The sequence below is a fragment of the Pseudoalteromonas thalassia genome (assembly GCF_049257215.1).
GTDB classification, from domain to species: Bacteria; Pseudomonadota; Gammaproteobacteria; order Enterobacterales; family Alteromonadaceae; genus Pseudoalteromonas; species Pseudoalteromonas lipolytica_C.
On the sequence record NZ_JBMMUE010000012.1, the window covers coordinates 133,672 to 160,637 of the forward strand.

A 26,966-nucleotide genomic window follows, 5' to 3' on the forward strand; every position below is an offset into this window, starting at 1 on the left:
GAGAGTAAACATGTTTGATATGATGGAACAGCACAGCGAAGAAGCTGTCATTAAAGTAATTGGCGTGGGCGGTGGCGGCGGTAACGCTGTTGAGCACATGGTAAAACAACAAATTGAAGGCGTACGTTTTATTGCTGCGAATACGGATGCACAAGCATTACGTAATTCGTCGGCTGATGTAACTGTACAGCTAGGCACACAAATCACCTCAGGTTTAGGTGCGGGGGCGAACCCTGAAGTAGGTCGAAACTCAGCAGAAGAAGACGCTGAGACAATTCGTGCCAGCCTTGAAGGTGCTGACATGGTATTTATCGCTGCCGGTATGGGCGGTGGTACAGGTACCGGTGCTGCACCAGTGGTTGCTAAAATTGCTAAAGAGTTAGGTATTTTAACGGTTGCTGTAGTAACTCGTCCGTTTGACTTTGAAGGTAAGAAACGCGCGGCAGCAGCTGAACAAGGCATTAATGAGTTGTCAGAAATTGTAGACTCGCTTATTACAATTCCGAACAATAAATTGCTTAAAGTTTTAGGTAAAGGCACTACACTATTAGATGCCTTCGCAAAAGCAAACGACGTTTTATTTGGTGCGGTACAAGGTATTGCAGAGCTAATCACACGTTCAGGTCTGATCAACGTGGATTTCGCCGACGTACGTACAGTTATGTCAGCGATGGGCACTGCAATGATGGGCACTGCATCAGCGTCTGGTCCTGACCGTGCACAAGAAGCGGCAGAAGCAGCTATTTCAAGCCCATTACTTGAAGATGTCGATTTAACAGGTGCTAAAGGTATCCTGGTTAATATCACTGCAGGTATGGATATTGCGATTGAAGAATTTGAAATTGTAGGTAATCACGTTAAGGCACTTGCATCAGAAAACGCAACAGTGGTTGTTGGTGCGGTAATTGACCCTGAAATGAGTGATGAACTACGCGTAACAGTTGTTGCAACAGGTTTAGGTGGCGATCGTCGTCCACAGTTTGGTATTGTTGATAATGGCTTTAAGAAAGCATCAGGCTCTGATGTACATAGCTCAATGAACCAAACGACTAGCAGCATGTATGTACCAAGCTTTGCAAGTCAAGGCAGCAGCGATGATGTAAGCATGTCTGCAGCACCTGAAAAGCAAGAGCCAGTACAACAAAGTACAGCGAGCAGCTCAGTATCTAGCAGCACTGAGAGCAGCAAAAAGTCTGATAAATCAGAAGGTGGCGATTATTTCGACATTCCTGCTTTCCTAAGAAAGCAAGCTGACTAAGACAGATTTTGTTGGTAATTTTGTTCGATAAATAAACAAATTGGCAGCTGAATGTATTTATGATACAATTTGCCGTCTAACTGTAACTATAAGTGAGCGAACCTATGATTAAACAGCGTACGATTGCAGAAGTAGTCAAAGCCATAGGAATTGGACTTCATAAAGGTGAGAAGGTCACTATTACTCTCCGACCTGCGAGCGCAAATACTGGGATTGTATTTCGTCGCGTAGACCTTGATCCGGTTGTTGATTTTGAAACAACACCTGAAGCCGTTGGTGATACGCAATTGTGTACCTGTTTAACAAACAAAGATGGCGTTCGCTTATCAACGACTGAGCACCTTATTGCGGCGGTAGCGGCAATGGGTATTGATAATCTAATTGTTGAATTAGACAGCTCAGAAGTACCTATTATGGATGGTAGTGCATTACCATTCATCTATTTGTTACAAAAAGGCGGCATTAAAGAAGTAAATGCAGCTAAGCGCTTTATTCGTATTAAAGAAAAAGTACGTATTGAAGAAGGCGATAAATGGGCTGAGATCGAACCATACGATGGTTTCCACATCGATTTTGAAATTGCGTTTGATCACCCTGCAATCAATGAAAGCCGCCAACGTATCGGTTTAGATATTACGACGCAAAGCTTCACAGAAGAAATCAGCCGCGCACGTACTTTCGGCTTTATGAAAGATATCGAGTATATGCACGCTAACAACCTAGCATTAGGTGGTAGCATGGATAACGCAGTTGTATTGGATGAGTTTAAAGTACTAAATCCAAACGGCTTACGTTATAGCGATGAGTTTGTTAAACACAAAATCTTAGACTGTGTGGGCGACATGTTTATGACTGGCCACAACATTTTAGGTAAAATCACGGCTTATAAATCAGGCCATGATTTAAACAATAAACTACTTCGTAAAATTATGGCGACTGAGTCAGCATGGGAATGGGCAACATTCGATACCCCAGTGACTATGCCAGCACCAGGCTTAGAAGTAGCGACAGCTTAATCGCAAGCATATTACAGTTATAAAAAATGACGCTTTAAGCGTCATTTTTTTTGCTTAGCTTATAAGCCTAGAATCGCTTCAAGCTCGACCAACTGATTGATTTGATAAGTTGGTTTAATATCTTCTGGTAACTCAACCCCAGGATGTTGCAACCAGCAAGTGTCGATACCAACATTATGACCGCCTAAAATATCGCTAGCAGCGGTATCACCCACCATTAAAATCTGCTCTTTTGGTGGATTACCCATTAATTGGAAAGTATGCTGAAAAATTTCTGGAGCAGGTTTGGCTTTACCGACTAACTCTGAAATAACCAGCCAATCGAACATATCCTGTAAACCTGTATGCTCTAAACGCTTTTGCTGTAGTTTAGCAAAGCCATTGGTAATAATGCCTAACTTGGCGTGTGGCTTTAATTTAGTCAGTAGTTCAACCGCACCAGGAAGTGGCACACAAATAGAGGCCATAGCGTCTAAAAAGCCATCATTTAAGGTTTTTGCTGGCACATCTAGTTTATTAGCCCACTCTGTAAAGCGGGTGATCTGTAGCTCACTGGCAGTAATTTCGTGCTTTTGATAAGCAACCCAAAGCGGTTTATTAGTTGCTTGGTAATGATGATAATCTGACTCAGTAAATTCTACGCCATAATTGGCGAACATTACCCTGAGGCCTTCAAATGCATTAAAACTAAATAGTGTTTCATCTGCATCGAATAATACGTGGCTATACTTCATGGTTATCCTAATTACTGATTAAACAGGGTAGGGTGTAAAAATGGTGCCATTGCAAGCGTTAGCGCTTGTACATAAGTACTTTCGCGTGTCGCTAAGTGATTGGTCAATAAACCAATAGCGCCACCTTGCTGCTTGATATTAACAGTATTGAATGCATCATCCATTACATCTCCCAGCTCTTTACCGGCCAGTAAGGCATCATAAAAAGGTTGAGGTAAAGGTAGGTTGCTACTGCGGCCAACGCTAAATTGCTGCTTGTTTGCAATCACCACAAAGGCAAAGGTTGCTGCGCCATAACTAAATTGTTCTGCGCCCCCCTCCATTGCGGCATAAAAGTCGGCATCAAAGTGGTTTTGGCAATACTTAACACGGTTTTCAGCGCCGATACGGGTTTCATCTTCACCTAGTGGCTGATCAGGCACACCGGATGGTGCATGCTCACCTTTGCATTCAATGGTATATTCTGGGAAATAAAGACTAAAGACATGTTTAGCCGCGTTAATTTTTACAGGGTTCTTTGAACCGACAATAACACGTAATGTTTTTTTCAAGCTGGCGACTCCATTATTTCGGTTGAGCCAGCAGTGTACCCGAGTGAGTTAAATCGGCAAGTCAACTGGGGCTAAATTTTCAAGTGCGCGCTTTTTCAAAATAATATCTTTGATCAACGGTGTTAAGACCAATTCCATTGCAAGGCCCATTTTACCGCCCGGCACAACAAGCGTGTTTATGCGTGACATAAAACTGCCTTCAATCATGCGCAAATAATAGGGGAAATCTACGTCCTCTATGCCTCGAAAACGGATCACAACAAAACTTTCATCAAGAGAAGGAATATCTTTTGCGCTGAACGGGTTAGAGGTATCAACCGTTGGCACCCGTTGGAAGTTTATATGTGTTCGTGAAAACTGAGGGGTAATATGGTTAATGTAATCATCCATACTGCGCACAATTGAGCCCATGACAGCTTCACGCGAGTGACCTCGTTCAGAGGTATCGCGGATCAATTTTTGGATCCACTCAAGGTTGATAATTGGCACCATGCCAATTAACAGGTCAACATGTTTGGCAACATCATGATTTTCATCAACAGCACCGCCATGCAGACCTTCATAAAACAACATATCGGTATTGGGTGCTAAGTCTTGCCAAGGCGTAAAAGTCCCCGGCAATTGATTATAAGGAACTGCTTCATCAAAGGTATGTAGGTAGCGCCTTATTTTTCCTTGGCCGGTTTCACCATAATGATAAAAAAGCTCCTCAAGGGCACCAAAATCGTTAGCTTCTCGGCCAAAGTAGCTAATATGCTTGCCTTCTTGTTGTGCTTCACGGACCTTTTTATCCATTTCTGGACGTGTATAACGATGAAAGCTATCTCCTTCAATAAAGGCTGCATCAATATCTAAGCTTCTAAAAATATGCTTAATGGCATTGGTTGTGGTGGTGGTGCCAGCACCAGATGAGCCTGTAATTGCGATGATAGGGTGTTTAGCTGACATAATTATTCTCGTTATTTGTTGATACCAATCGACTTAAATATTGAAACATTCTAGCGCGCAGAATGGTCAGTAACTTAACACGATTGGTGTAGCGTGCATAAAATCAATCAGTCGAAACTGATAAAAAACGAACACTCCCTAGTTATAAAGGTCGAGCATGGTAAGGTCAAGTGACTGTCAGATTAATTAGCGCTATCATGGCATATAAAAATTAAAAGAGAGAACCCTATGAAATTGATTTCGTCTTTACTTTTCGTCGCCGCAGGGACATTTTTTACTAGTCACGTAAATGCTGCGATGCCAAAAAGCGAAATACTACTTGCTGATTTTGATACTCCTTACGGTATGAAAGTCTCGCGGATAACCGATAATAAAAGTTACAACAATCAGCCATTTTTAGTTGATTCAGGGCTGTATTACACCCATGAGGTTATTGCTGAAACTGGACAGTCACAAACAGATATTGTGTTTTATAACTTTGCTACAAAAACTAGCGTGAATATAACCAATACGGCTGTTAGTGAATATTCACCAACTCTAATGCCAAATCAGCAGGCTCTCTCAGCAATCGTTGTCGAAGAAGATGGCAAACAAAAGTTATGGCAATATCCGCTTGCTAATGAGCAAACTGCAAGCCGTATTTTTGAATGGATTGAACCAGTTGGCTACCATGCATGGGGCGCTGAAAACGACCTAATTATGTTTATTTTAGGTGAACCACATACCTTGCAGTACACGAGTATTGCAGCCGCTAAACCGCGAGTAATTGCAGCTGATATTGGCCGTACGTTAGTTTTTGATAAACACACAAACAGTTATTTATTTAGTTATAACAAAGATAATCAACATTGGGTTGCACGCTTTGCGCCGCAAACTGAAGAGGTCAGTGACTTATTTAGGTTACCTGACTCAGTGCAAGATTTTGCTTTAATTGATCAAAACACTTTGGCATATGCGGTTAATAACCGAATTTACAAGCGCAGCCTAACAGAGCCTGAAGTGGTATCACAATGGCTTGATTTAAGGCGTTTTTGTGAAGGATCAATTTCGCGTTTAAATTATAAACATAACAAACTGGCATTTGTGTGTAATAAATGAGTAACGGTTTTACACTGATTGCTGTACTGTGACTAATAATTAACGCTATTGATAAGGGACGCATTTGTCTTTTTCTGCCGAACAACTTAGTGTGCAGCTGATTAAAGCGGGCTGTCGCAGTAATTTTAAAATTAAGAATATTAACGAATTTATGCCAGCAAACTCAAAAGAAGCTTTTTATGTTCATGAGCAAGGTGGCCAAGCTAAAATCGTTATTAGACCAATTTTTGAAGTATTTAGTGCTGACTTTGATGCAATCGAAGGTATTACGCGTGTTAAAGACTATTTTCACAGCAGTGAAATGACACGCTTTCCAACGCGAATTTATAAAAGTGCGCATCCCATTCATTATGGTATCGCATTTAAAGTCACTTCCTCTGAAGCGGCTGAGCAATTTATAAATAAATTAAGCGCTATTTTGGCGCAATAAAAAGGGCCACATTGTGGCCCTTTTTGCATCTAGTAGGGTTAGCGTTTAAGGAAGCTATTTACTGAACTTAACTCACGTTTTTTCAGTGCAATACAGTCATTAACGCTTTCTTCAAGCTTACTAAGAGAGCGTGCATACCCTGGTACTTCAGTGATTTTATCATTGAAGAAGGTTTTGGTTTTCTCTAGGCTTTGTGCATCACAGCTTGCGGTAGTGAAGAACGGCAAGTTTGGTACAAAGAACGGTGGTAAGTTCTTAGTGATCGCATCGTAATTGTTGTAAATCCATTCAATAAACAGTGCTTCACGTTCTTTACCATAGCCTAAACCACCTAACAGCGTGCGCATATCTGAGGCTGTTACGTCATCAGTTAAGCTGTATTCAAGTACTGCTTTTTGTAGCTCTGGTTTACCAAAGTAACCCATTGCTGCCAGCATCTTAGTACGTACTTGTGGATCTTTTGTGGTTTTAAAGGTTTGCTTGTACTTTTCAAGTAACTTCGCATCACCATGGTAAGCAGCAAGATTTAAGTAAGTTGATGCTAAGTATGGGTCTACATTTTCAGGATTATTTAAGTAAAGTGCTGCTTGCGCTTTTGCGGTATCAATTACTTTTTGATCTTCACCATCAAAACCTAAACGCGTAATCACTTGCGCACGTAATTGTGATACTGCCGCGTCTTCATCTGCTTTTGCTGTTAAACCATACTGCTTGGCAGCAGGTGAAATGCTGTTACGGATAAACTTAGGCCATAGCTCACGGTTGCTGTCGTCTTCGAATACACGTTTTTGAGAAGCAAGGTAACCTAATGCTGTATTTGCGACTAATGGGTGCGCATCACTTACGAAGGCTTCTAAAGTTTGCATTAAGTGAGCGGCAGAAATAACACCTGCATCAAGTAATGAATCAACAGCAGAAAGCAGCGCTAAGCGTTCACGAACCGTTAGTTTGTCAGCAGCGTTATCGAGTAGGGCATTGAACTGTGCGTCATCTAATACCCAGCGATAATAGCCCATTGCACCTTGATCTGGGTAGATCCACTCAGGCTCAAAGTCGAGAGTCAGTTGCTGTGTTTCTTTGTTAAGCAGTACACTTGCGGTTTTAACTTTGTCGCCCGCACCATACTTAATCGCAACCGGAACATTCCAAAGTTGTGCAGGTGCATCAACGCCAGCATTTACAAAACGGCTTTGGCTGATATTAATTTTTTTACCATCTTGCGTTACTTTGATAAGTGGGAAAGATGATTGTTCGATAAACGATTTTAGAACACTGGCTACATCTTTATTAGACGCTTCGCCTAGTGCTTGCCATAGATCCGCGGCTTCTGCATTCTTATACGAGAATTTCTTCAAGTAAGCACGAATACCTTGCTGGAATGCATCTTCGCCAATCCAGTTTTCAACCATAGATAAAACTGCACTACCTTTGCTGTAGGCAAGGCCAAGGCCATCCATAATGTCAGCTTCAGTTTTGATTGGTTTACGAATAGGCTTGGTACTTAAACGTGCATCTAAGGCCATTACATAATTTTGTGGTAAATCTAAGTGCGACTCAAACTCAGGGTTAATTTGTGCTGTGATTTTCGCTGCCATCCAGCTTGCGAACGCTTCGTTTAACCATAAGTCATTCCACCATTTCATGGTCACTAGGTTACCGTACCATTGGTGGGCTAACTCATGGGCAATAATTGATACATTACGCTCTTTTTTGCTGCGCGTTGCTGTCGCTAGGTCTACCAGTAAAATGTCTTCACGGTAAGTCACTAAGCCTGCATTTTCCATCGCGCCAAATGGGAACTCTGGTACTGCCACTGAGTCTAGTTTTTTGTAAACGTAAGGAATGCCAAAATAATCTTCCAGTGCTTTTAACACGCGAGGCATATTTTCTTTTGCGTAATCAGCAAGGTGAATTTTACCTTGTGGAGTCAGTACACGGCCAGGGATCGGCATGCCTTTAATTTCAAGCTCTTCAAACGGGCCTACAGCCATGGCGACTAAATAAGAAGGAATAGGCGGCGTTTTATCAAAAAAGTGTGTTGTCATATCGCCATCAACTTTGGTTTTTAATACCGGTGTGTTGGCATACACTTTTTGTGATGTTGGCGCTGTGATTGTTAGCTGAAAAGGTATTTTATAACTAGGCTCGTCAAAAACGGGGAATGCACGACGAGCATCACTCATTTCAAATTGGGTGAAAAGGTAAGGCGTACCTTGGTCTAAGGTTTTATATAAACCAACACTTTGACGGTTATAAGGTGCGGTAAAGTCAACTTTTAAAGTGTATTTACCAGGCTGAATTTTTTCTTCACAAGCGAATTTAACTTTGCCTGTTTTTAGCATTTCAGCGCTTAGGTCGCAGTTTTCTGCACCTAAAATTTTCGCCATACTAACGGCATAATCAATACCGTTTAATTCGATGTAATTCGTTGCTTTTAGAACTTCTAAAGCAATTTCGGTATTACCAGAAAAATTGTCTTTTGCAGGATCAAGCGTTAGTGCTACTTGTTGTGAGCTAGGCTTGGCAAGCTTTTCGATAACATATTCATTGGCATGGGCAGAGCTAACAGCAAGTGCAACACTTACCGTTAATAGGCTTTTTAAGAACATAAATATCCCTGATTTTTTGTTGTTAGAAAGGCACCTGCTATGAGGAGCGAATCACCATGCTATCAGGTTTTAATTTGAACAGTAATAAATAGTTAGTAACAAAGTTTGTCAGTTAATTATGACGGTCGATGAAACGTTGCCAATGCAGTTGCGGGTTTATTTGTCGGACGTTTTGTAGCACGGCATTTAATAACGGCATATCAGTAAAGCGTTGCTCGTTGAAATCTTTAAAACCAAGTAAGTAGTTAAAAGCATCTTTGCTGTTTGCTTGCAGGGCATGAATTCGCACTTGTTGTTCGAAGTTAAGCCGTAAGCTGCTAATTGCGGTTTTCATACCTTGTTGATCAACATTTGGAATCGCGCATTTTTGTAAATAACCAGCTCGCTCACCTTCGCCAGAAAACCAAATACGTACTTTTTCGCTATAGCGACCTGATTTAGCGGGTAAATCAAACATTAGTCGTTGCTGGTTTTGCTCGTTTAAAAAGTCTAAGTACTGATCAAGTCCTGCATCGAGTAATGCATTATGAATAGGCACATAGCGGGGCTTAATCTTGCCATGAGTATGAAAGTCAAAGCAGCGAATGCCATCAAGGGTCACTATATTATCAAGAGTTAAATGGCCAATTTCATCACTGTAGGCACCAGTGTAATAAGCAAATAAAGGTAGCCAAAAATGCCAATGCTTAGCTTGTTCACGAACTAAACGCTGATCACCATAGATGTAACCATTATACAGGGTATGTAATTCCATGGCCGAAAAGGGCCTACGACCAAGATGGGACTTCAACCTAAAACCTTGATAATAAAGATGTGTCTAGAAGAGTATACCTGATATACCCAAACCACCTCAAGATGCGAGTTTCAGTTGGAATTAAAAGCGATTTAGGCAAGGCATTGATTGCAAGTAATAGTGGTTCTATTGTTAAAATCAATATAAGTATCAAGTTGCCAGCTTAACGACACAGCCATAAAAGTAGCCGTGTCGTTGTAAGCTCAAGGATTGGAGTTAATCGCAAAGTGCTTTAGCTAGACCAACAGGTTCGATTTCAACGCATACTTGATCATCGTTCCAGTTTAAACCAACTAGCGCATCATCTTCGTTTAGGTCTTCAACCCATTCGTCCAAAAATTCATCTAGGCCAATTTCGACTGGCGTATAGTCTTGCCACTCGTCTTTACATTGTGCTTTTGCTGCGTCTTCAGTGCCCCAAAGTAATAGCACATCAGTGTCGCTAAATTGGTTTGATTCACAGACAACAAAACCACCATCTTCGGCACCCAGTGCCCACATAGATTCGTTCAAGCGAACTTTTTCAACAAAGCTAACTAATTCTGATTCAATTTCGATATCGCTCATTTGCGTAACCCTTATCTTTATTTTCGTGGATCTGTTTGTTGTACCGCCGCGTTATCTGCAAATTTATGATAAAACTCTACTAAGTGTGTTAGTTGACTAAAATCAGTTAATTCACGAAAGCGGATCCAATCTAGCAAGCAGTATAAACTGATGTTGAGGTATTCACAGCTTTTAAATACTGGCTCAGATAAATGATCATTTAAATAGGCTAATGTTTCAGCAATTCGTTCGTTTTGTAAATTAAAAAACAATTTATCGTCGTGGGTATTAAATCCAGAGCGCTGGCAAAGTAACATTTCTACGAGTGAATCATTGCAAGCATTAATAATGGTTAAATAATTTTCTTGTTGCCAACTGAGTAATGTTTGATCTGTATTTTCTAGCAAGTAGCGAATAATTGAGTTTGAGTCAAAAACATGAAAGCCTTTATCAATTAACACAGGAATTTTTCTAGCCGGATTATGAGCAATCATGGTTTTACGGTCTTGCTCAGAGAAAATATCTAGGTTTATAAATTCAAGAGCTTGCTTATTGAGTGCAGCCCAAATACGAATACGGCGCACAAAAGGTGAGGTGGTCGAGCCTAAAAGTTGCATTTTGAGATCCTTCGCAAAAAAAAGCCGCTGGTTAGGCGGCTTTCAAATATTCGTATGAAATCAGTCAGTACGGCTTGTTACTTCAAGCAGGTGGTAACCGAACTGTGTTTGGACCGGACCTTGTACTTGGTTAATGGGAGCTGAAAAAACCACTTTATCAAACTCAGGTACCATCATGCCTGGACCAAACTCACCCAGTGCGCCACCATCTTGCCCCGATGGGCAATTAGAGTGAGCGCGCGCAAGTTCTGCAAAATCAGCGCCCTGTTCAATTTGCTGTTTTAAATCTAAACAGTGAGCTTCACTGTCTACGAGAATGTGTCTTGCACTGGCTACTGCCATAACATCTCCCTACTATGTGTTTTAGTATTAAATTACTAGTCTAGTTCAATATTTACTGAACGAAAAATTAAATTTATTTTGCAGCTAGTTCTGCTTCAATCGCATCACGTAACTCTTTAGATTCTGGCTTGGTTTTACTGTTGAAACGCTGCACTGTCTTACGGTCTGCAGACACTAAGTATTTGTAAAAGTTCCAGTTAGGTGAGCTGGTTACTTCGTTTAAATGTTTAAATATAGGGTTTGCATCACTACCGCGAACAGCACTGGTAGCCATCATATTAAAAGTCACCCCATAGTTAATAAAACAAACTTTTGCTGTGTCTTTTTCATCGTCTTCTTCTTGAAAGAAGTCATCAGAAGGAAATCCTAATACAACTAACCCACGGTCTTTGTATTCCTTATGGATGGCTTCTAAGCCTTCAAACTGACCGGTAAAACCACAATTACTTGCGGTATTGATGATCAATAGCGGCTTGTCTTTAAATTCACAAAAGTTAATTGATTCTTTTGAACGCAATTTTCGTAATGTAACGTTGGTGAAATCGTCGCATTGGCTAGTTGATTTTGCTGTTGGCGTCGCTTCTGTGGTTTGTGCTGCAAGGTTTGTTGTAATTAGACCTGCTGCAAGTAACAAAGCATATTTATACATACTAATTTCCCGCTAGTTATTTGTGATGAATATACGCTAATATGCGAAAAAGTGATCATTTAATTTCAGCTATTTATGACGATTCGTACAGCAACTCAAAACGATTTAACTGATATTGTCGCGATTTACAACGAGACAATTCCTGGACGTATGGTAACCGCAGATACCGAAGAGGTGACGGTTGCGGACAGGCAAGTATGGTTCGATAGCCACTCAGAAAAACGACCTATTTTTGTATGTGAACAGGCAGGGAAGGTGGTTGCATGGATGAGCTATAAATCTTTTTATGGCCGCCCCGCTTATGATGGTACTGTTGAAATCAGTATTTATATTACTCAGCGAGCACAAGGACAAGGGCTAGGAAAACAATTGCTTACATTTTCAGAGCAACATGCAAAAACGCTTGGAATTAAGGTGTTGTTAGCTTTCATTTTCAGCCATAACATGCCGAGTATAAAACTGTTCAAGCGCTTTGATTACTTGGTGTGGGGAGAATTGCCTGAGGTGGCTATTATGGATGGAAAACCTTATAGCTTAACCATTTTAGGTAAGCATATTGACGCATAACATACGGTAAAACAGATAAAAAGTGCTAAGTCATTTGTGATGCTTCGAGTTTTTAGACTACGCTAATATAGGTAATTATTCTTATAGTGGATGTGGTTTACAGTGCGCAGAATCTTAATTGTTGATAGCAATAGTGTTTTAGCGATGCGAGTAAAAGTGCTGCTGGAGCTGATCGGCTGCAGGGTTGAGCTATTACACTTTTCTATGGTTGATGATTCAGTAGTAGAACAAGACTTTGATCTTGTGGCTGCTTCTCATGGTGTACCAACGACAGTTATTCGAAGATTAATGGGCGGGTTTTCGCATGACCGCTTTTTATTGCTTGCTCCAAAAGCACAGCGAAGCGACCTGCTTGAGCACTTCAGCGTGGTCAATCGATTATTGCCAAATGCAGTCGTTATTTATCCTTTTTTTGCCAATAAGGAAATTAGCTCTTTACTAGAAGAGGTGCTTGAGCTCGATAGTGACAATATTCTTCAACTTCCTAAAGTGCTACTTGTTGATCACTGTGCAGAGCGTCTAGAAAAAATAGCGCTTAACCTCAAAGGCGCACATATCGAGACGTTAACTGCTGACAATTCATCCTCTGCAATAGAACTTATCAAAGAGCATGATATTGATCTATTAATCAGTGATTTTACGTTTGCCGATGGCACGGGGCTTGAGTTATTCATAAAGCTTAAAGCGTTACAACCGCATAGCCGTTGTTTATTGTATACCTCAAAACCGGATCAGGTTTCTATGGTTGCTGCAATTCGACAAGGGGTTGAGGATGTCTTGATCAAGCCTGTTGACGATAATAGCTTATTGCAGTCAGTGCATAAGCTTTGGCAAACCGAGTTATTAAAGCGTCACAATGCAGAGCTTGTTGAGCGATTACAAAATACCGTTGATGCTCTTATCGAAAAAGACAGCTTACTGCGGGTTATTTTTAAACATACTCCCGATGCCATTATTTTATTTGATCGCCATGGCAAGATAATCGAAACCAATGATGCATGTGAACAGCTATTCGATAAGCCTTTGAAGGAGTTTGAAAACTGTTCAGTATTCGATTTTTTTGATGCAACATCCATTTTACGTATCAAAGAAAAAATAGCGACGCTAAATAAAAATCGTCAGTTTAGTTGTGATTTAAGGTTACTTAAAGAAAACGGTAACACAGTTCCTTTGGTGGGATCGTTCAATGAGATAGACCATCATGGTGAAATAGCGCTTGCGGTAATCTTTAAAAATGTAACGCACTTAAAAGAAAAAGAAGACCTACTTTTAGAAGCGAAAGATATGCTTGAGGAAGAAGTCAAAGCGCGTACGGCACAACTAGAGCATGCAAAAAATCTAGCAGAAGCTGCAAGCCTCAGTAAATCTGAGTTTCTAGCGAATATGTCTCACGAATTAAGAACACCAATGCATTCTATTTTAAGCTTTGCTCGTTTTGGCTTAGAAAAAGTTGCCAATGACGACTTAAGCAAAGATAAATTAAATAAATATTTGTCACGAATAGAGCAAAGCGGAGAGCGGCTTTTATCTTTACTTAATAACCTTCTCGATCTGTCAAAGCTTGATGTCGGTAAGTTTCCTTTTAATCCGCAAAAGCACAACCTCAGTAACATTATAAAAACCAGTATTGATGATGTTTCGGGCACCGCCCTTGAAAGAAATATTATTATTCGTTTATCGGGGGGAGAACAAGGTATTACCCTTGATTGTGATGAAGAGCAGATCAACCAAATCATGCGTAATTTATTAGGTAATGCTCTGAAGTTTAGTGAGCCTAATAGTGAGATTGAAATTAGTTTGTCGTCACAAGAAAAAATGGCCGAAATCGCTGTTATTGACCATGGTATAGGTATTCCTGAGCAAGAACTTGAAAAGGTATTCGCTAAGTTTGAACAAAGCAGTAAAACTAATAGCGGTGCCGGAGGAACTGGGCTTGGGCTTGCTATTTGTCGCGAATTTGTCACTTTGCATCAGGGCACAATTAAGGCACTTAATAATGAACATGGCGGTGCGACAATTATCGTTCGGTTGCCCCTGCAGATAGATTTACCAAAACACTTAACGAATGACACTAAACCAATAACACTTAATTCATAAAACGGAAGAAATAACATGGCCTTAAAGCGAATTTTAGCCGTAGATGATGAACCATTTAACTTAGAAATCATTGAAGAGATTTTTGAAGATCTCGATTTTGAGCTGAAGATGGTAAATAGCGGTCCAGAATGTTTAGACGTTGTTGAAGAATTTGCTCCACAAGTCATTCTGCTTGACGTAAGTATGCCTCAAATGAGTGGTTATGAGGTTTGTCGCAAACTAAAAGAGAATCCAAGTACAGAAAAGATTATTGTCATGTTCGTATCGGCAAGAGGCACTGTAGAAGAGCGAATGGAAGGCTATTCCGCTGGTGCTGAAGACTATATTGTGAAGCCATTTAGCCATCAAGAGCTAAAATTAAAATTATTGAACCTCAATCAAGTCCTCATTGAAAAAGAGGCTCTAGAGCAGCAAGTAGAAGATGCCACATCAACTGCGTTTAATGCGATGGCTAATAGCAGTGAAATGGGGCAAATAGTTAATTATATTGAACATATAGGTTCGATTGAGAGTGAACGTGAGTTAGGAAAAGCCTTTTTAAACTGCCTAAAGTCATTCGATTTACAAAGTAATGTCGAATTTAGATTAGGTACGCATGTTGAGCATTTTTCTGTAACAGGTGTGTGCTCACCGATCGTCATTGAATTGTTCGACATGTTAAAAAGAAAAGGGCGTCTTCATGAGTTTTCAAACCGCATTTTAGTTAATTACGACATGATTAGTCTGCTTATCTTAAACATGCCAGAGCAAGACCCCGATAAACATGGTCGAATTCGCGACCATATTTGCTTTCTAGTGAGTGTCACAGAGCAACAATTAAAAGCGATCATTACTAAAAAAGAGTTATTAAAACAGCAGCAACAACTAAATGAAGCTGTGAGTAATGTACATCGAAAGTTTACTGGCTTAATCAAGCTGTTAGATGACAACCGAATTAGTAATGAGGCAGTATTTAAACAGCTACAAGAAGATCTTGAACAGCGAATACCCACTATGGGCTTAGATGAAGACCAAGAGATATTCATTTATCAAAAGGTGGATGAAACGATTCAAAACTCGGTAGCCAGAGAAGAGTCTGTCAAAGGAGTTAAATCAGCGTTTCATGAAATCGAAAATGATTTATCGCAACTATTAACACGTTAATTTAGGCATCCCGCGGCAATCCTTTTTCAACAATACGAATTAGCCGCGCAGTTTTGCGTAACTTAATTTGTCGCTTGTTTTGCTGTTGCTCGAGCGCCCATTCGATATGCTCGGCAACTAAAGGGCTGGCATTAACAAGCGTATCGCTCAAAGCTTGGATGATGTTGTCGTTGTAATCGGCATTACCTAATCCTACAGCGAGGTTTCGTTGCCAACGTTCGTGACCAATGCGGCGAATAGGGCTGCCTTCGGTATTTTTTAAAAACGTCGCTTCATCCCATGCAAAGAGCGTCAGTAAATCTTGGTCTTTAAGCTGTTGTCTGGGATGAAAGTCAGCTTCATCGGTTATTTGTCCGTAACGATTCCACGGGCAGACTAACTGGCAGTCATCACAGCCATACACGCGATTACCTAAAAGTGGGCGATACTCTTCAGGGATTGCACCTTGCAATTCAATAGTAAGGTAAGAGATACATTTACGCGCATCAACAACATAGGGCTCAACAATGGCACCGGTAGGGCAAAGGGTCATACAGGCTACACATTTACCACAGCCTTCAAAGCTATTTTCTTGATCAATAGGCAGCGGTATATCAACAAACAATTCACCTAAGAAAAACCATGAACCCGCTTCTTTGTTGATTAATAAGCTGTGCTTTCCACGCCAGCCTAGACCTGCTTTTTCGGCCAGTTGTCGCTCAAGTACAGGTGCAGAGTCAACAAATGGACGAAAGCCTAACTGGCCAACATGTTGTTCAATTTGTTGACCTAACTTTTTTAGGCGGTTGCGAATTAACTTATGGTAATCACGACCTAGTGCATAGCGACTAATATAGGCTTTATCGGTTTGTTTGAGATTTTTAGCAAAACTTGCATCAGGTGGTAGGTAGTTCATTTTTACTGAGATGACTCGCTGCGTGCCAGGTACCAGCTCAGCGGGGCGCGCTCGCTTCATTCCATGGGCTGCCATATACTCCATCTCACCGTGATAGCCTAAATCTAACCAGCGCTGTAATTGTGCCTCGTGTTTAGTAAGATCAATATCAGTGATCCCGACTTCTGCAAAGCCAAGGTCTTTACCCCATTGCTTTATTTGCAGTGCGAGTTGTTCATAATCAGTAGCAGGTGTTGTCACGGTCAATAAAAAAGTAGCCAAGAAGTGGCTACTTTATCATAGATTAGCTACATTCAGCAGCTAAAAGAGACTATACAAAGCGTTTAAGCTGCTCTTGGGTTTGTTGGCTGAGTAGATGAGATTGCTCACAATCAGCCAGGGATTCATCTATTTGCTGTTTAGCTTGCTCACCTAACGCCACAATTTGCTCAACACTTTGATGAGTTTGGGTTTGAGTTTGCTCTAATAAACGCACCGCACTAACAATTTGTTGCAGTTGCTGTTGATTTTGCTCAAATTCAGCGAGCATGTTACTAAACCCAGTTGATGTGTTGCTAATTGCTGTTTCGGCTTCACTTGAGTGGCTAATGAGCTGCTCAGATTCTTTATTGGTTTCGCTTACTAGACTATTCATTTGATTGATGAAATCGCTAATTTGGCGGGTTGCATCATTGACTTTTACTGAGAGGGTTCTTACTTCATCGGCAACCACCGCAAAACCACGGCCAGCTTCACCAGCACGGGCTGCTTCAATGGCCGCATTGAGAGCAAGTAAATTAGTTTGATCTGAAAACTCTTCGACCATTTTCAAAATAGCGCGAATGTTTTCGCTGTTCTCTTTCAACCCTGATACGGTAGCTGAGAAGTTACCGAGTATTTGGCTGATCATTGCTACTTTTTTAACGAGGGATGACAGTTCATGAGCTGAGTTTTGTACAAAACTCAGGTGCTCACTGTTAACATGATGCACGCTGTCAGTATTTGCTGATATATTTTCAAGGCTCGAGGTAATTTGATTGCTTGAGTCAGTAATTGTTTGACTGAACTCAATTTGCTGGTGGCTCAATTGCGCTGTTTGCTGCATTGACTGGGTCATTTTTGAGCTACTATCAGCACTCGCTTGGGCACTTTGATACGTAGTGGCTAACAACTGACTCAAATGGGTAGTAAAAGTGTTGTATTGTTCACTTAAATCTCGAAATTCATCGTAAGTAAAGTGCGGTAACTTTGCAGATAAGTCGGCATCATGTTGATTAATTTTTTCTAATGTATCGCGCATTGCTTGCACCGGGCGAACAATTAAAAAGCGCATATAAAACACAGTAAAAATAAAGCTGGCAAAAATGATAAAAGTCATCAGCCAAAATAAACCCATGCTGGTTTGTTGTTCTGAAAGACTGCTGTAAAGCCAGATAAGCGTGATCGCTTGAAACGCAAACACAAAACCTAAATTACCGACAATCTTACGTGTTAGGGTGTAAAAGAAAGTTTGTTCGATAAAATTATAAATGCGCATATAGCTACTCAATATGGTGTTGTGTTGGTTCATTTTGGCGTATTTTAGTATTGTTCATTTTCACATAATTCAACAGTATAGCTTAGTTTTGTTGAGTTACAGTGACTGTAGTGTCATTTGTGTATGACATGGAAAATTAGTGAAAATACCATCTACGCCATACTCTAGCATAAGCTCTATATCTTCTACCTTATCGACCGTATAGGCATAAACTTGAAGACCGCGTTGCTTAGCATCCGCAACAAACTCATGGTTTATAAAGTTTTTATCTACATGAATGCTATAAGCATGCAGTTTTTGCGCAAATTCACTGTAATTAATTGGAATAGAGGCGGTGAGTGCACCAATCTTTACCCAAGGCAGTTTTTGTTTAAGCCACATTAGTTGGTGATGATCAAATGATGAGACTAAAAGGTTATCTCTAGAAATTTTCCCGGTACTGACATTTGACTCAATAAGTTCAACAAACTTGTCTAATGAAAAGGTATGCTTTAGCTCTAAATTGAGCAAAGTTTTATCATCGACCCAATCAATAGCTTGCTGTAAAGTCGGCACTACTTCGCCATTACCCGCATCGTACTGTTGAATTTGCTCTTTTGAGCAAGCATTCACTTTACCGCGACCTGAGGTTGTGCGATCAAGCCAGGTGTCATGAATAATCATGTAGTCATCAAGGCAGCTTTGTACATCAATTTCGATACCATCTACTGCCAAATCTACGGCGGCGAGAATGGCGCTCTTGGTATTTTCTGGGTAGGTACCGCTGGCACCTCTGTGAGCGAATACTTTTATCATTGCTTATGTTTCCGAGTCACTGACCATGTTTCATAAAAAGCGGCGCTTATCACTAATGCACCGCCCAATAGGGTGCTAATTGAAGGTTGCTCATGCAAAATTAAAAAAGCGAAAAACGTGCCATACAAAGGTTGCAAACAAGATATTAAACCAGCCGTTGAAGCCGATAAGTTTTGCAGACTTGCCGCAAACAATGAATGGGGCGCTGCTGTAAAAATAACCCCAACGGTAATTAATAGCAGCCAATTAATTGTATCAACTTGTAATGGTGGCACTTCAACAAAGGCACAGAGCATGATACTGGCAATCCAGGTTTGATAAAGCATGGTTTGAGGGCCGCCATATTGGCTAAAGTAACGCTTGTGAACAATATTCCTAAAAGCAAAAAAGAACGCCGATAAAATGCCAATGACAATGCCCATAGTTACATCATTGCCTAAACTAGCATCAGGAATGAGCAAGTAAATGCCAGCCATTACAACCAAAGCACTAAAAATATCTTTCAGTTGTGGTTTGTTACCATGAAAAAAAGGTTCTAAAAACACTGTGATAACAGGGTAGGTAAAAAAGGCAATCATACCTACAGCGATACCAGCCAATTGCATACCAGCAAAGTAGGTGAGCCAATGAATCCCAACCGTTACGCCAAGCAATAAGGCGATGAGGTAATCACGACGAGAGCGGAGCTTGATGGCTTTCTTTTGAATTGTGAGTAAGATCACTAATGCACAGCCTGCTATCGCTGTTCGGTAAACGGTAATATCTAATGCACTTAAGCTGACTAACTTTGCAAATAATGCCGTTCCACCAAATAGCAGTACTGCAATGTGCAAGTATATTAGGCTTTGTTTGTGTGCCTGCATTACTGACCTTATTATTGTTGTTATTAACTCTCTTTGTAACGGTAATCCTTTACTTTGTAAACTCCCCAAATAGGCTAATCCATTCGTTTAATTCCAAAATTACAACTCCGTACGTAGTAGTAGTTCACATTTGGTTTCTTAAGAGTCGATACTTCTTCATCATGATAGGCTTATATCAGTGATCAAAATAAACAATTGTGTGTTATTTCCAAAGCGGTAATAGCGATTTTTAACAAGCTTAAATAGCGATAGTAATAATAACGGCAACACAAATAGCAATGCTGCTTTCTATTACAGCGACTGCCGTGTTTTTATCCTGCATTGCTTGATCAATCGAAATTTTACTGAAAATAATTTTATCAACTAAGTAACGAACAACCGGTAAAATTAAAAAGCCAAATAACGCGTCAATAAAGAATAAACTTAAGCTTTGCTGCCAAGAGTGAAAGCCACCAATAAGCGCATGACATAAAATAATAGCCAATGCCAACATGGTGCCCGAAAAGCTCAGCGCAACAGCTTTATTACCTTTTTCTAGTTGCTCATTCAAGTTAAAAGCTGTGAGGTGATCATAGCCTTTAGCGAAAATAATTAGCATAAGTTGACCTAGCAAGTAGAACACTATTGCTGATAACCAAGTACCTTCTCCCGTTAAAGCGCCTCCAATGATCAAGGCTGCAGCCATGTAATTAGCGGCTTGAACCAAGCCAACAGCTTCATTTTGTTGATTTATTAGTTGCTCTTGGTTGCAAAATAAACGAAGTAATAATTTGTCATTTAAAATACGTGAACATGTTAACAACACCATTCCTAGTAAACTGTAGAGCGAAACATTTATTAAATCGGTAATTAAGCCTTTACTTGGGCCTGTTAAAACAAAACCATAGATGATAGTGATTGCTCCCAAATACCCTCCAATTGAAAGACCCAGTGCGCTATTTGCATTATCGGTTAATTGACTGGTGGTGTTATAAGGAGTTGCCAGGTTATAAGACAACTTAGCAAGGGCTATAATTGCAATGAATAGAGCTATGTAGGCGCTATTGTAAGCCATGCTTGAAAGATAGTGAGTTAAGTTAATATCCATAACGGTTGGGTTATTTTGTTGTTCTTTTTCGAAAATCTTATCATAGAGTGTTTATTACACAGAATATCTAGGCCCTATTTTTGGCATTTTTCTTAGTTTCTTAAAAGTTTAATAGCTTTTGCCTGTCTCATTGTCAGGATATGGGTTAAAATAACCACATAACCAACTAACAAGATAGTGAATGTCAAAACAGGATCCAAATCTCAGTCGAGAACAAGAAAAGTACGAAAACCCAGTCCCTAGCCGTGAGTTCATACTTGCTCACTTAGAATCACGCGCAAAACCAGCTAATTTCACACAACTTTGTGACGAATTACACGTGAATGATACTGAACGTCAAATAGCGTTCAAACGTCGCTTGCGTGCAATGGAGCGCGATGGTCAATTGTATTTCAATAAATTTAAATGCTATGCATTGATAGATGAATCAGGCTTGGTAAAAGGTAAAGTCATAGGTCATCGTGACGGATTCGGCTTTTTAGAAGTTGAAGGCGAGAGTAAAGATTGGTTTATCGCGAAACATCAAATGAATATGGTGTTGCACGGTGACATTGTGCTTGCTAAAGGTAACCGTAAAGGTTCAAGTGGCAAATGCGAAGCACGCATCATTAAAGTGCTTACCAATGAACGCGCGCCAATTGTTGGCCGCTATTTTGTTGAGCACGGAATTGCCGTTGTGGTAGCGGAAGACCCGCGTATTACGCAAGACATTATGATACTGCCGGGTAGTGAAAATGGCGCACGTCATAATCAAATGGTACAGGTGCAAATTACGCAAAACCCTAGTCGACATATGAATGCTGTGGGTAAAGTGACAGAAGTACTTGGTGAGCATTTAGCTCCCGGTATGGAAATTGAAGTCGCGCTGCGTAATCACGATATCCCTCATGTATGGCCTGAAGCGGTTGAAAAACAAGTTGCTCATTTAGGTGAGTTTGTTGATGAGCAAGCTAAACAAGGTCGAGTTGATTTACGTGATTTACCACTCGTTACTATTGATGGCGAAGATGCCCGTGACTTTGACGATGCGGTTTATTGCGAGCGTAAACCCTCTGGTGGTTGGCGCTTATGGGTGGCAATTGCCGATGTGTCGCACTACGTTGGTATGAACACGCCACTGAATAAAGAGGCAATTGAGCGCGGTAACTCAGTGTATTTTCCTGAGCAAGTTATTCCGATGCTACCAAAAGTGCTATCGAATGGCCTATGTTCATTAAACCCAGAAGTTGACCGTTTATGTATGGTCGCAGAAATGACAGTGTCTGATGCAGGCAAGTTATCAGGGTATAAATTTTACGAAGCGGTAATGAATTCGCACGCTCGTTTTACCTACACTAAAGTAAATGCAATTTTACAAGGTGATGAAAAACTGCGTGAAGAGTATGCCCAGTTGGTGCCACATTTAACTGATTTGCACCAAATGTACATGGCACTTAAAGCTGCACGCCAAGAGCGCGGTGCGATTGAGTTTGAAACCCTAGAAACGCGCTTTGTGTTTAATGCGCATCGCAAGATTGAATCAATCGTTCCTGTGGTTCGCAATGATGCACACAAACTTATCGAAGAGTGTATGATTCTAGCGAACGTATCAGCAGCCCGCTTATTAGAAAAACACGAAGCAAGTGCGCTTTATCGTGTGCATGATGAGCCTGATGCTGAAAAGTTAGGTTTTTTCCGAAACTTTTTATCAGAGCTTGGTATTGAAGCGGCGATTTCTGATGAGCCAACACCAAAAGAAATCACTCAAGTGTTAGCTAAATTAGGCGACCGCCCAGAAGCAGAACTTATTCAAACTATGCTGTTACGCTCGATGAAGCAAGCTGTTTATCAGCCTGATAACATTGGCCATTTTGGGTTAGCCTTACCAGCTTATGCGCACTTTACATCGCCAATTCGTCGTTATCCAGATTTAGTTGTGCACCGTGCTATTAAAGCGGTGCTTAAAGCGCAAGGCCAGCAAACTTCGGGTGAGTATGCATACACTGATGACGAAGTAGATATTTTAGGTGAGCAGTGTTCAACCACTGAACGCCGTGCCGATGATGCGACTCGCGAAGTGGCAGATTGGCTTAAATGTGAATTTATGCAAGATCATGTTGGTGACGAATTTGGTGGGGTGATCTCATCGGTGACTAACTTTGGTTTATTTGTACGCTTAGACGATTTACAAATAGATGGCATGATCCATGTGACCAACTTAGGCAACGAATACTTCCATTATGATGGCGCTAAGCATTGCTTGATTGGTGAGCAAACTCACACAGTGTATCGTTTAGGCGATAAAGTGACGGTTCAGGTGTCATCTGTAAGTCTTGATGAGCGCCGTATAAACTTAGTATTAGCGGGTGAAGCACCACAAGATCGTTACGCTCGTCGTCGTGGTCGCAGTGAACCTGCAAAACCAAGCGTTCGCGCGCAGCTTAAAGCTGGTAAAATTCCCGGTAAAAAAGGTGAATCAAATCGCTTTGAAGCAAAGTCAGGTGACAAAGATAATGAAAAACGTGGTAAGTCTTCTCATGCTAAAGGGCGCAAAAAGCCCAGCGGCAAACAGGCTGATGCTGTAAAAGCCAGTAAAAAGAAGAGCAAGAAAAAAGCCACTAAAAAGGCAAAAAGGCCGGGCAAGAATGCCCGCAAACAAAGTAGCCGAGGAGCAAACAATACGTGAGTAATGAATTAATTTTTGGTTTTCACTCAGTTGAAGCAATTTTAGAAAAAGAGCCGGAGCGCTTTTTAGAAATTTATGCTTTAAAAGGGCGTGAAGATAAACGTTTAAATCCGGTTATTGACCAAGCACGTAAATTCGGTATTTCTGTTCAGTTTATGCAACGTAAAGCGCTAGACAATAAAGCAAACGGTGAGCAACACCAAGGCATTATTGCCAATGTTAAAGCTGCACGTATGTATAGTGAAAAAGACCTTGACGAAATTATAGCCCGCGAAGAAACCCCTTTCTTATTGGTGCTAGACGGCATAACGGATCCACATAATTTAGGTGCGTGCCTACGAAGCGCTGATGCTGCCGGTGTACACGCTATTATTGTTCCTAAAGATAAATCAGCTAAATTAAATGGTACCGCGCGCAAAGTAGCGTGTGGTGCTGCTGAAACAGTGCCACTTGTGCAAGTGACAAACTTAGCGCGTACTTTACGTGAAATTAAAGACGCTGGTGTTTGGGTCGTTGGTACTGCTGGTGAAACCGACACTGAGTTATTCGATGCAAACCTCACTGGGCCAATGGCTGTAGTAATGGGAGCTGAAGGTGACGGAATGCGTCGCCTTACCCGAGAACATTGTGATTTACTAGTAAAAATTCCAATGGCAGGGACGGTATCGAGCTTAAATGTATCTGTTGCCACGGGTATTTGCTTATTTGAAGTACTTCGTCAAAGAAATGCGACGCAACTTTAATGTCAGGTCGTTAATTTATGCATTAAAAAGCCAGTGAATATTCACTGGCTTTTTAATGGTCTAGAGCAAATAAACCTTATTCGATATTCTGAATTTGTTCGCGCATTTGCTCAATTAACACTTTTAATTCTACTGCTGCATTGGTGATGTCACTGTTGATAGACTTCGATGCTAATGTGTTTGCTTCTCGGTTAAACTCTTGCATCATAAAATCTAAGCGTCGGCCACATGCACCACCTTTCACTATAATTTTCTTTGTTTCTTTAACATGTGATTTTAAACGATCTAGTTCTTCAGCTACATCTTGCTTTTGCGCTAGGTAAATAAGTTCTTGCTCAAGACGTGATTCATCAATGTCTGTTTTAAGCTCTTCAAGTTTTTGATTTAGCTTTTCACGTTGCCATTTAGCGATTTCTGGTAAGTGGCCCTCAACAATGGCAACTTGCTCTAAAATTGCATCAAGGCGAGTGGTGATCATTTCTTGTAGGTTTGCACCTTCATCACCGCGAGCTTGTTTGAAGTCTTCAATTACTTTGTCAAAACCTGCAATCAGCGCTGTATTAACGCTATCCATATCGAGCTCTTCGGCTTCCATAACGCCAGGCCAACGCAAAATATCAACAGGATTAATGTCACCATTACTCTGTTGTTGCACCCATTGTGCGCTTTTAATTAGCTGCTCAGCCAGTGATTCGTTAATCGTTAACTCACCAACATGAGCTGGATTTGCAGCAAACTTTAAGAAAACTTCAACTTTACCGCGTTGTAAGTGTTTACGTAAACGCTCACGAATAACAGGTTCCATGCCACGAAATTGCTCAGGTGCGCGGATAAAAGTCTCAAGGTAACGTTGGTTAACTGAACGAATTTCCCAAGTGCCAGTGCCCCATTCGCCTTTAATTTCGCGACGCGCATAAGCTGTCATGCTGTGGATCATGGATAATTTCCTAGTGTTATTTATATTCAAAGTTGCTTGATTATACCGTATCAGCTTTTAACCTCTAGCGTAAATTTTCTGAAATCGGCTTTTCAGATACAGTTAATTATGTAAATCACATGGCATCTGCCACCACATCGACTTATAATGTGGCAAATTCAGAATTAAGGGGATCGTTAATGCGTCCAAGCGAAAGAACACCTAATCAAATTAGACCGGTTACATTTACACGTAATTACACTATGCATGCTGAAGGCTCAGTATTAGTAGAGTTTGGAAACACTAAAGTTTTGTGTACAGCAACTGTTGAAGCTGGTGTACCACGCTTTATGAAAGGCCAAGGTAAAGGTTGGGTTACGGCTGAATACGGTATGTTACCTCGTTCAACACATACTCGTAATGGTCGTGAAGCGTCGCGCGGTAAGCAGGGCGGTCGTACCATGGAAATTCAACGCTTAATTGCACGTGCACTTCGTGCTGCAGTTGATTTGAAAGCGTTAGGTGAAAACACCATTACTATCGATTGTGATGTTATTCAAGCTGATGGCGGTACACGTACAGCATCTATTAGTGGTGCGTGCGTTGCGTTAGTTGATGCACTCACTTACATGCGTAGTAAAGGTATGATCAATTCAAACCCACTTAAGCATATGATTGCTGCAATCTCAGTCGGTGTATATAAAGGTCAACCAATCACAGATCTTGAGTACCTAGAAGATTCTGAAGCCGAAACAGATATGAACGTGATTTTGACGGAAACAGGCAAAATCATCGAAATCCAAGGTACAGCTGAAGGCGAACCTTTCTCATTCGACGAACTAGATGAGCTACTTACATTAGCTAAGCACTCAATTCGTGAAATTATCGACGTTCAAAAGCAAGCATTAGCTTAATAAAGAAGTAGGTTTATTAGTTTATGAAAGATTATCAAAAAGAGTTTATTGAATTCGCACTTGAAAAGCAGGTGCTTAAATTTGGTGAGTTTACTTTAAAGTCTGGCCGTACTAGCCCTTATTTCTTTAACGCTGGTTTATTTAATACTGGTCGTGACCTTGCACGTTTAGGCCGCTTTTATGCAGCTGCACTTGAAGATGCTGGCATTGAATACGATGTATTATTTGGCCCTGCTTATAAAGGTATTCCAATTGCAACGACTACTGCGGTTGCTTTAGCTGATCACCACGACAAAGATGTGCCTTACTGTTTTAACCGTAAAGAGAAAAAAGCACACGGTGAAGGTGGTACATTAGTAGGTTCTGAACTTAAAGGTAAGATCATGTTAGTCGATGACGTGATCACTGCGGGTACAGCGATTCGTGAATCGATGGAAATCATTGCAGATAATGGTGCAGACTTAAGTGGCGTTTTAATTGCTCTTGACCGCCAAGAGAAAGGCAAAGCTGAGTTATCGGCTATTCAAGAAGTCGAGCGTGACTTTGGCACTAAAGTTATCTCGATTGTAAAACTAGCTGACTTAATTAGTTACCTAGAAGCGAAAGGTACAATGGATGAGCATTTATCTGCTGTAAAAGCATACCGTGATCAATACGGCATTGCATAACAACTAAAAACGCGAATTTTTTAAAAGCCCAGCTATATTGCTGGGCTTTTTTGTTTTTAGAGCGTTGTGCTTTTATAGCCTTAAATACAGCTAAAAAGTTACTAAAGCGTTAATAAAGTTTCTCTTTTGTACTGTTTAGACTAAAAAGGATGCAAAAGGTAGTTTTTTTAAAGTTTTCTCAAAAAAGTGCTTGCGTTAATTCGCTGCATCCCTATAATGCGCATCCACCGACACGGCGGACTGCTTACAAACAAGCAGAACAACGAGTCGATTGAGTCAAGTAAAACTGAGTTTTGAAAAAATAAACTTTTCTCAAAATTAAGTGTTGACAAAAATAACGGCTTGCGTAGAATGCACAGCCCTTGAGACGCAAAAGTATCTCAAAACGTTCTTTAACAATATAAAGCAATCATCTGTGTGGGCACTCGTACAGATTGAGTTCTAACAGCAGATTCTAGTTCGCTAGATGACGCAAACAAATTTAGAGTCTCAATTGAACTGAGTGA

Annotated in this window: 26 protein-coding genes; 11 read left to right on the top strand and 15 right to left on the bottom strand. The window is 40.7% G+C overall.

The window, feature by feature from the left end; genetic code table 11:
* The first annotated feature begins 10 nt into the window (after positions 1 to 10).
* Entirely contained in the window at positions 11 to 1,258 is a 1,248-nt protein-coding gene (ftsZ, locus tag AAEU31_RS14815; RefSeq protein WP_135923499.1) for a cell division protein FtsZ, read from the top strand.
* A 104-nt stretch (positions 1,259 to 1,362) separates the two neighbouring features.
* Positions 1,363 to 2,274, top strand: a complete 912-nt coding sequence (lpxC, locus tag AAEU31_RS14820; RefSeq protein ID WP_135923500.1) for a UDP-3-O-acyl-N-acetylglucosamine deacetylase — start codon at positions 1,363 to 1,365, stop codon at positions 2,272 to 2,274.
* A gap of 59 nt (positions 2,275 to 2,333) precedes the next feature.
* On the opposite strand, the gene yjjG is transcribed toward lpxC, so the two are convergent.
* Genes yjjG through AAEU31_RS14835 form a run of 3 tightly spaced genes read right to left on the bottom strand, consistent with a single transcriptional unit; the run spans position 2,334 to position 4,507 of the window.
* Entirely contained in the window at positions 2,334 to 3,008 is a 675-nt protein-coding gene (gene yjjG / locus AAEU31_RS14825) for a pyrimidine 5'-nucleotidase (protein ID WP_253039758.1), read from the bottom strand.
* Between the two features lie 11 nt (positions 3,009 to 3,019).
* A complete protein-coding gene (gene yjjX, locus AAEU31_RS14830) occupies positions 3,020 to 3,559 on the bottom strand; it encodes an inosine/xanthosine triphosphatase (RefSeq protein WP_235382448.1) in 540 nt (179 codons plus the stop codon).
* 48 nt (positions 3,560 to 3,607) lie between these two features.
* Complete coding sequence (locus AAEU31_RS14835) at positions 3,608 to 4,507, bottom strand: phosphoribulokinase (protein ID WP_135923503.1); 900 nt, start codon at positions 4,505 to 4,507, stop codon at positions 3,608 to 3,610.
* A 228-nt stretch (positions 4,508 to 4,735) separates the two neighbouring features.
* Between AAEU31_RS14835 and AAEU31_RS14840 the strand changes: the two genes are divergently transcribed.
* A complete protein-coding gene (locus tag AAEU31_RS14840) occupies positions 4,736 to 5,605 on the top strand; it encodes a hypothetical protein (protein ID WP_135923504.1) in 870 nt (289 codons plus the stop codon).
* A 64-nt stretch (positions 5,606 to 5,669) separates the two neighbouring features.
* The gene (locus AAEU31_RS14845) at positions 5,670 to 6,035 is read left to right on the top strand and encodes a hypothetical protein (protein WP_421967608.1); all 366 of its coding nucleotides are present in this window, start codon (positions 5,670 to 5,672) and stop codon (positions 6,033 to 6,035) included.
* A gap of 38 nt (positions 6,036 to 6,073) precedes the next feature.
* Here AAEU31_RS14845 and AAEU31_RS14850 read toward each other — a convergent pair whose 3' ends face one another.
* From AAEU31_RS14850 to AAEU31_RS14875, 6 genes are all read right to left on the bottom strand, one after another.
* Entirely contained in the window at positions 6,074 to 8,644 is a 2,571-nt protein-coding gene (locus tag AAEU31_RS14850; RefSeq protein ID WP_421967609.1) for a M1 family metallopeptidase, read from the bottom strand.
* A 112-nt stretch (positions 8,645 to 8,756) separates the two neighbouring features.
* Complete coding sequence (locus tag AAEU31_RS14855) at positions 8,757 to 9,434, bottom strand: site-specific integrase (RefSeq protein ID WP_135923507.1); 678 nt, start codon at positions 9,432 to 9,434, stop codon at positions 8,757 to 8,759.
* Between the two features lie 219 nt (positions 9,435 to 9,653).
* Positions 9,654 to 10,004, bottom strand: coding sequence for a DUF2750 domain-containing protein (locus tag AAEU31_RS14860; protein ID WP_054552718.1), 351 nt, complete (start codon positions 10,002 to 10,004; stop codon positions 9,654 to 9,656).
* Between the two features lie 17 nt (positions 10,005 to 10,021).
* A complete protein-coding gene (locus AAEU31_RS14865) occupies positions 10,022 to 10,600 on the bottom strand; it encodes a glutathione S-transferase family protein (RefSeq protein WP_135923508.1) in 579 nt (192 codons plus the stop codon).
* Between the two features lie 60 nt (positions 10,601 to 10,660).
* Positions 10,661 to 10,942 (bottom strand): peptidylprolyl isomerase, encoded by a 282-nt coding sequence (locus AAEU31_RS14870; RefSeq protein ID WP_054552716.1) that lies wholly within the window; start codon positions 10,940 to 10,942, stop codon positions 10,661 to 10,663.
* Positions 10,943 to 11,015: 73 nt separating this feature from the next.
* Positions 11,016 to 11,591, bottom strand: coding sequence for a glutathione peroxidase (locus AAEU31_RS14875; protein ID WP_421967610.1), 576 nt, complete (start codon positions 11,589 to 11,591; stop codon positions 11,016 to 11,018).
* 75 nt (positions 11,592 to 11,666) lie between these two features.
* On the opposite strand from AAEU31_RS14875, the gene AAEU31_RS14880 reads away from it, so the two are divergent.
* From AAEU31_RS14880 to AAEU31_RS14890, 3 genes are all read left to right on the top strand, one after another.
* The gene (locus AAEU31_RS14880; protein ID WP_135923510.1) at positions 11,667 to 12,158 is read left to right on the top strand and encodes a GNAT family N-acetyltransferase; all 492 of its coding nucleotides are present in this window, start codon (positions 11,667 to 11,669) and stop codon (positions 12,156 to 12,158) included.
* A gap of 144 nt (positions 12,159 to 12,302) precedes the next feature.
* Entirely contained in the window at positions 12,303 to 14,255 is a 1,953-nt protein-coding gene (locus AAEU31_RS14885) for a sensor histidine kinase (protein ID WP_421967616.1), read from the top strand.
* Between the two features lie 15 nt (positions 14,256 to 14,270).
* Complete coding sequence (locus AAEU31_RS14890; RefSeq protein ID WP_421967611.1) at positions 14,271 to 15,398, top strand: response regulator; 1,128 nt, start codon at positions 14,271 to 14,273, stop codon at positions 15,396 to 15,398.
* Position 15,399: 1 nt separating this feature from the next.
* On the opposite strand, the gene queG is transcribed toward AAEU31_RS14890, so the two are convergent.
* The 5 genes from queG to AAEU31_RS14915 all read right to left on the bottom strand — a co-directional run bounded on the left by queG (position 15,400) and on the right by AAEU31_RS14915 (position 20,554).
* Positions 15,400 to 16,554 (bottom strand): tRNA epoxyqueuosine(34) reductase QueG, encoded by a 1,155-nt coding sequence (queG, locus tag AAEU31_RS14895; RefSeq protein WP_421967612.1) that lies wholly within the window; start codon positions 16,552 to 16,554, stop codon positions 15,400 to 15,402.
* A gap of 49 nt (positions 16,555 to 16,603) precedes the next feature.
* Entirely contained in the window at positions 16,604 to 17,809 is a 1,206-nt protein-coding gene (locus tag AAEU31_RS14900) for a methyl-accepting chemotaxis protein (RefSeq protein WP_138556728.1), read from the bottom strand.
* Between the two features lie 96 nt (positions 17,810 to 17,905).
* Positions 17,906 to 18,604, bottom strand: a complete 699-nt coding sequence (locus AAEU31_RS14905; RefSeq protein WP_135923513.1) for a glycerophosphodiester phosphodiesterase — start codon at positions 18,602 to 18,604, stop codon at positions 17,906 to 17,908.
* A complete protein-coding gene (locus tag AAEU31_RS14910) occupies positions 18,601 to 19,467 on the bottom strand; it encodes a DMT family transporter (RefSeq protein ID WP_281546868.1) in 867 nt (288 codons plus the stop codon). Before AAEU31_RS14910 ends, AAEU31_RS14905 begins: the two co-directional genes overlap by 4 nt.
* A gap of 238 nt (positions 19,468 to 19,705) precedes the next feature.
* On the bottom strand, positions 19,706 to 20,554 hold the full coding sequence (locus AAEU31_RS14915; protein WP_240704495.1) for a DUF350 domain-containing protein: 849 nt from the start codon (positions 20,552 to 20,554) through the stop codon (positions 19,706 to 19,708).
* A gap of 181 nt (positions 20,555 to 20,735) precedes the next feature.
* On the opposite strand from AAEU31_RS14915, the gene rnr reads away from it, so the two are divergent.
* Both rnr and rlmB read left to right on the top strand, forming a co-directional pair.
* A complete protein-coding gene (gene rnr, locus AAEU31_RS14920; protein ID WP_421967613.1) occupies positions 20,736 to 23,219 on the top strand; it encodes a ribonuclease R in 2,484 nt (827 codons plus the stop codon).
* The gene (gene rlmB, locus AAEU31_RS14925) at positions 23,216 to 23,962 is read left to right on the top strand and encodes a 23S rRNA (guanosine(2251)-2'-O)-methyltransferase RlmB (RefSeq protein WP_135923516.1); all 747 of its coding nucleotides are present in this window, start codon (positions 23,216 to 23,218) and stop codon (positions 23,960 to 23,962) included. The genes rnr and rlmB overlap by 4 nt, the downstream gene beginning before the upstream one ends.
* 76 nt (positions 23,963 to 24,038) lie before the next feature.
* On the opposite strand, the gene AAEU31_RS14930 is transcribed toward rlmB, so the two are convergent.
* Complete coding sequence (locus AAEU31_RS14930; RefSeq protein WP_138558347.1) at positions 24,039 to 24,899, bottom strand: YicC/YloC family endoribonuclease; 861 nt, start codon at positions 24,897 to 24,899, stop codon at positions 24,039 to 24,041.
* 179 nt (positions 24,900 to 25,078) lie between these two features.
* On the opposite strand from AAEU31_RS14930, the gene rph reads away from it, so the two are divergent.
* Together rph and pyrE are read left to right on the top strand one after the other, a co-directional pair.
* Positions 25,079 to 25,792, top strand: a complete 714-nt coding sequence (gene rph, locus AAEU31_RS14935) for a ribonuclease PH (protein ID WP_063699765.1) — start codon at positions 25,079 to 25,081, stop codon at positions 25,790 to 25,792.
* Positions 25,793 to 25,815: 23 nt separating this feature from the next.
* Entirely contained in the window at positions 25,816 to 26,460 is a 645-nt protein-coding gene (gene pyrE, locus AAEU31_RS14940) for an orotate phosphoribosyltransferase (protein WP_421967614.1), read from the top strand.
* Positions 26,461 to 26,966 lie beyond the last annotated feature (506 nt).

Bases quoted from the DNA above. Each gene is read 5' to 3' on its own strand.
- AAEU31_RS14890 (WP_421967611.1), top strand. From the start codon at position 14,271: ATGGCCTTAAAGCGAATTTTAGCCGTAGATGATGAACCATTTAACTTA.
- lpxC (WP_135923500.1), top strand. From the start codon at position 1,363: ATGATTAAACAGCGTACGATTGCAGAAGTAGTCAAAGCCATAGGAATT.
- AAEU31_RS14900 (WP_138556728.1), bottom strand. From the start codon at position 17,809: ATGCGCATTTATAATTTTATCGAACAAACTTTCTTTTACACCCTAACA.
- rph (WP_063699765.1), top strand. From the start codon at position 25,079: ATGCGTCCAAGCGAAAGAACACCTAATCAAATTAGACCGGTTACATTT.
- pyrE (WP_421967614.1), top strand. From the start codon at position 25,816: ATGAAAGATTATCAAAAAGAGTTTATTGAATTCGCACTTGAAAAGCAG.
- AAEU31_RS14870 (WP_054552716.1), bottom strand. From the start codon at position 10,942: ATGGCAGTAGCCAGTGCAAGACACATTCTCGTAGACAGTGAAGCTCAC.
- AAEU31_RS14865 (WP_135923508.1), bottom strand. From the start codon at position 10,600: ATGCAACTTTTAGGCTCGACCACCTCACCTTTTGTGCGCCGTATTCGT.
- AAEU31_RS14910 (WP_281546868.1), bottom strand. From the start codon at position 19,467: ATGCAGGCACACAAACAAAGCCTAATATACTTGCACATTGCAGTACTG.
- ftsZ (WP_135923499.1), top strand. From the start codon at position 11: ATGTTTGATATGATGGAACAGCACAGCGAAGAAGCTGTCATTAAAGTA.
- AAEU31_RS14835 (WP_135923503.1), bottom strand. From the start codon at position 4,507: ATGTCAGCTAAACACCCTATCATCGCAATTACAGGCTCATCTGGTGCT.
- AAEU31_RS14860 (WP_054552718.1), bottom strand. From the start codon at position 10,004: ATGAGCGATATCGAAATTGAATCAGAATTAGTTAGCTTTGTTGAAAAA.
- AAEU31_RS14915 (WP_240704495.1), bottom strand. From the start codon at position 20,554: ATGGATATTAACTTAACTCACTATCTTTCAAGCATGGCTTACAATAGC.
- AAEU31_RS14905 (WP_135923513.1), bottom strand. From the start codon at position 18,604: ATGATAAAAGTATTCGCTCACAGAGGTGCCAGCGGTACCTACCCAGAA.
- rnr (WP_421967613.1), top strand. From the start codon at position 20,736: ATGTCAAAACAGGATCCAAATCTCAGTCGAGAACAAGAAAAGTACGAA.
- AAEU31_RS14885 (WP_421967616.1), top strand. From the start codon at position 12,303: ATGCGAGTAAAAGTGCTGCTGGAGCTGATCGGCTGCAGGGTTGAGCTA.
- AAEU31_RS14875 (WP_421967610.1), bottom strand. From the start codon at position 11,591: ATGTATAAATATGCTTTGTTACTTGCAGCAGGTCTAATTACAACAAAC.
- AAEU31_RS14840 (WP_135923504.1), top strand. From the start codon at position 4,736: ATGAAATTGATTTCGTCTTTACTTTTCGTCGCCGCAGGGACATTTTTT.
- AAEU31_RS14880 (WP_135923510.1), top strand. From the start codon at position 11,667: ATGACGATTCGTACAGCAACTCAAAACGATTTAACTGATATTGTCGCG.
- AAEU31_RS14850 (WP_421967609.1), bottom strand. From the start codon at position 8,644: ATGTTCTTAAAAAGCCTATTAACGGTAAGTGTTGCACTTGCTGTTAGC.
- AAEU31_RS14930 (WP_138558347.1), bottom strand. From the start codon at position 24,899: ATGATCCACAGCATGACAGCTTATGCGCGTCGCGAAATTAAAGGCGAA.
- yjjG (WP_253039758.1), bottom strand. From the start codon at position 3,008: ATGAAGTATAGCCACGTATTATTCGATGCAGATGAAACACTATTTAGT.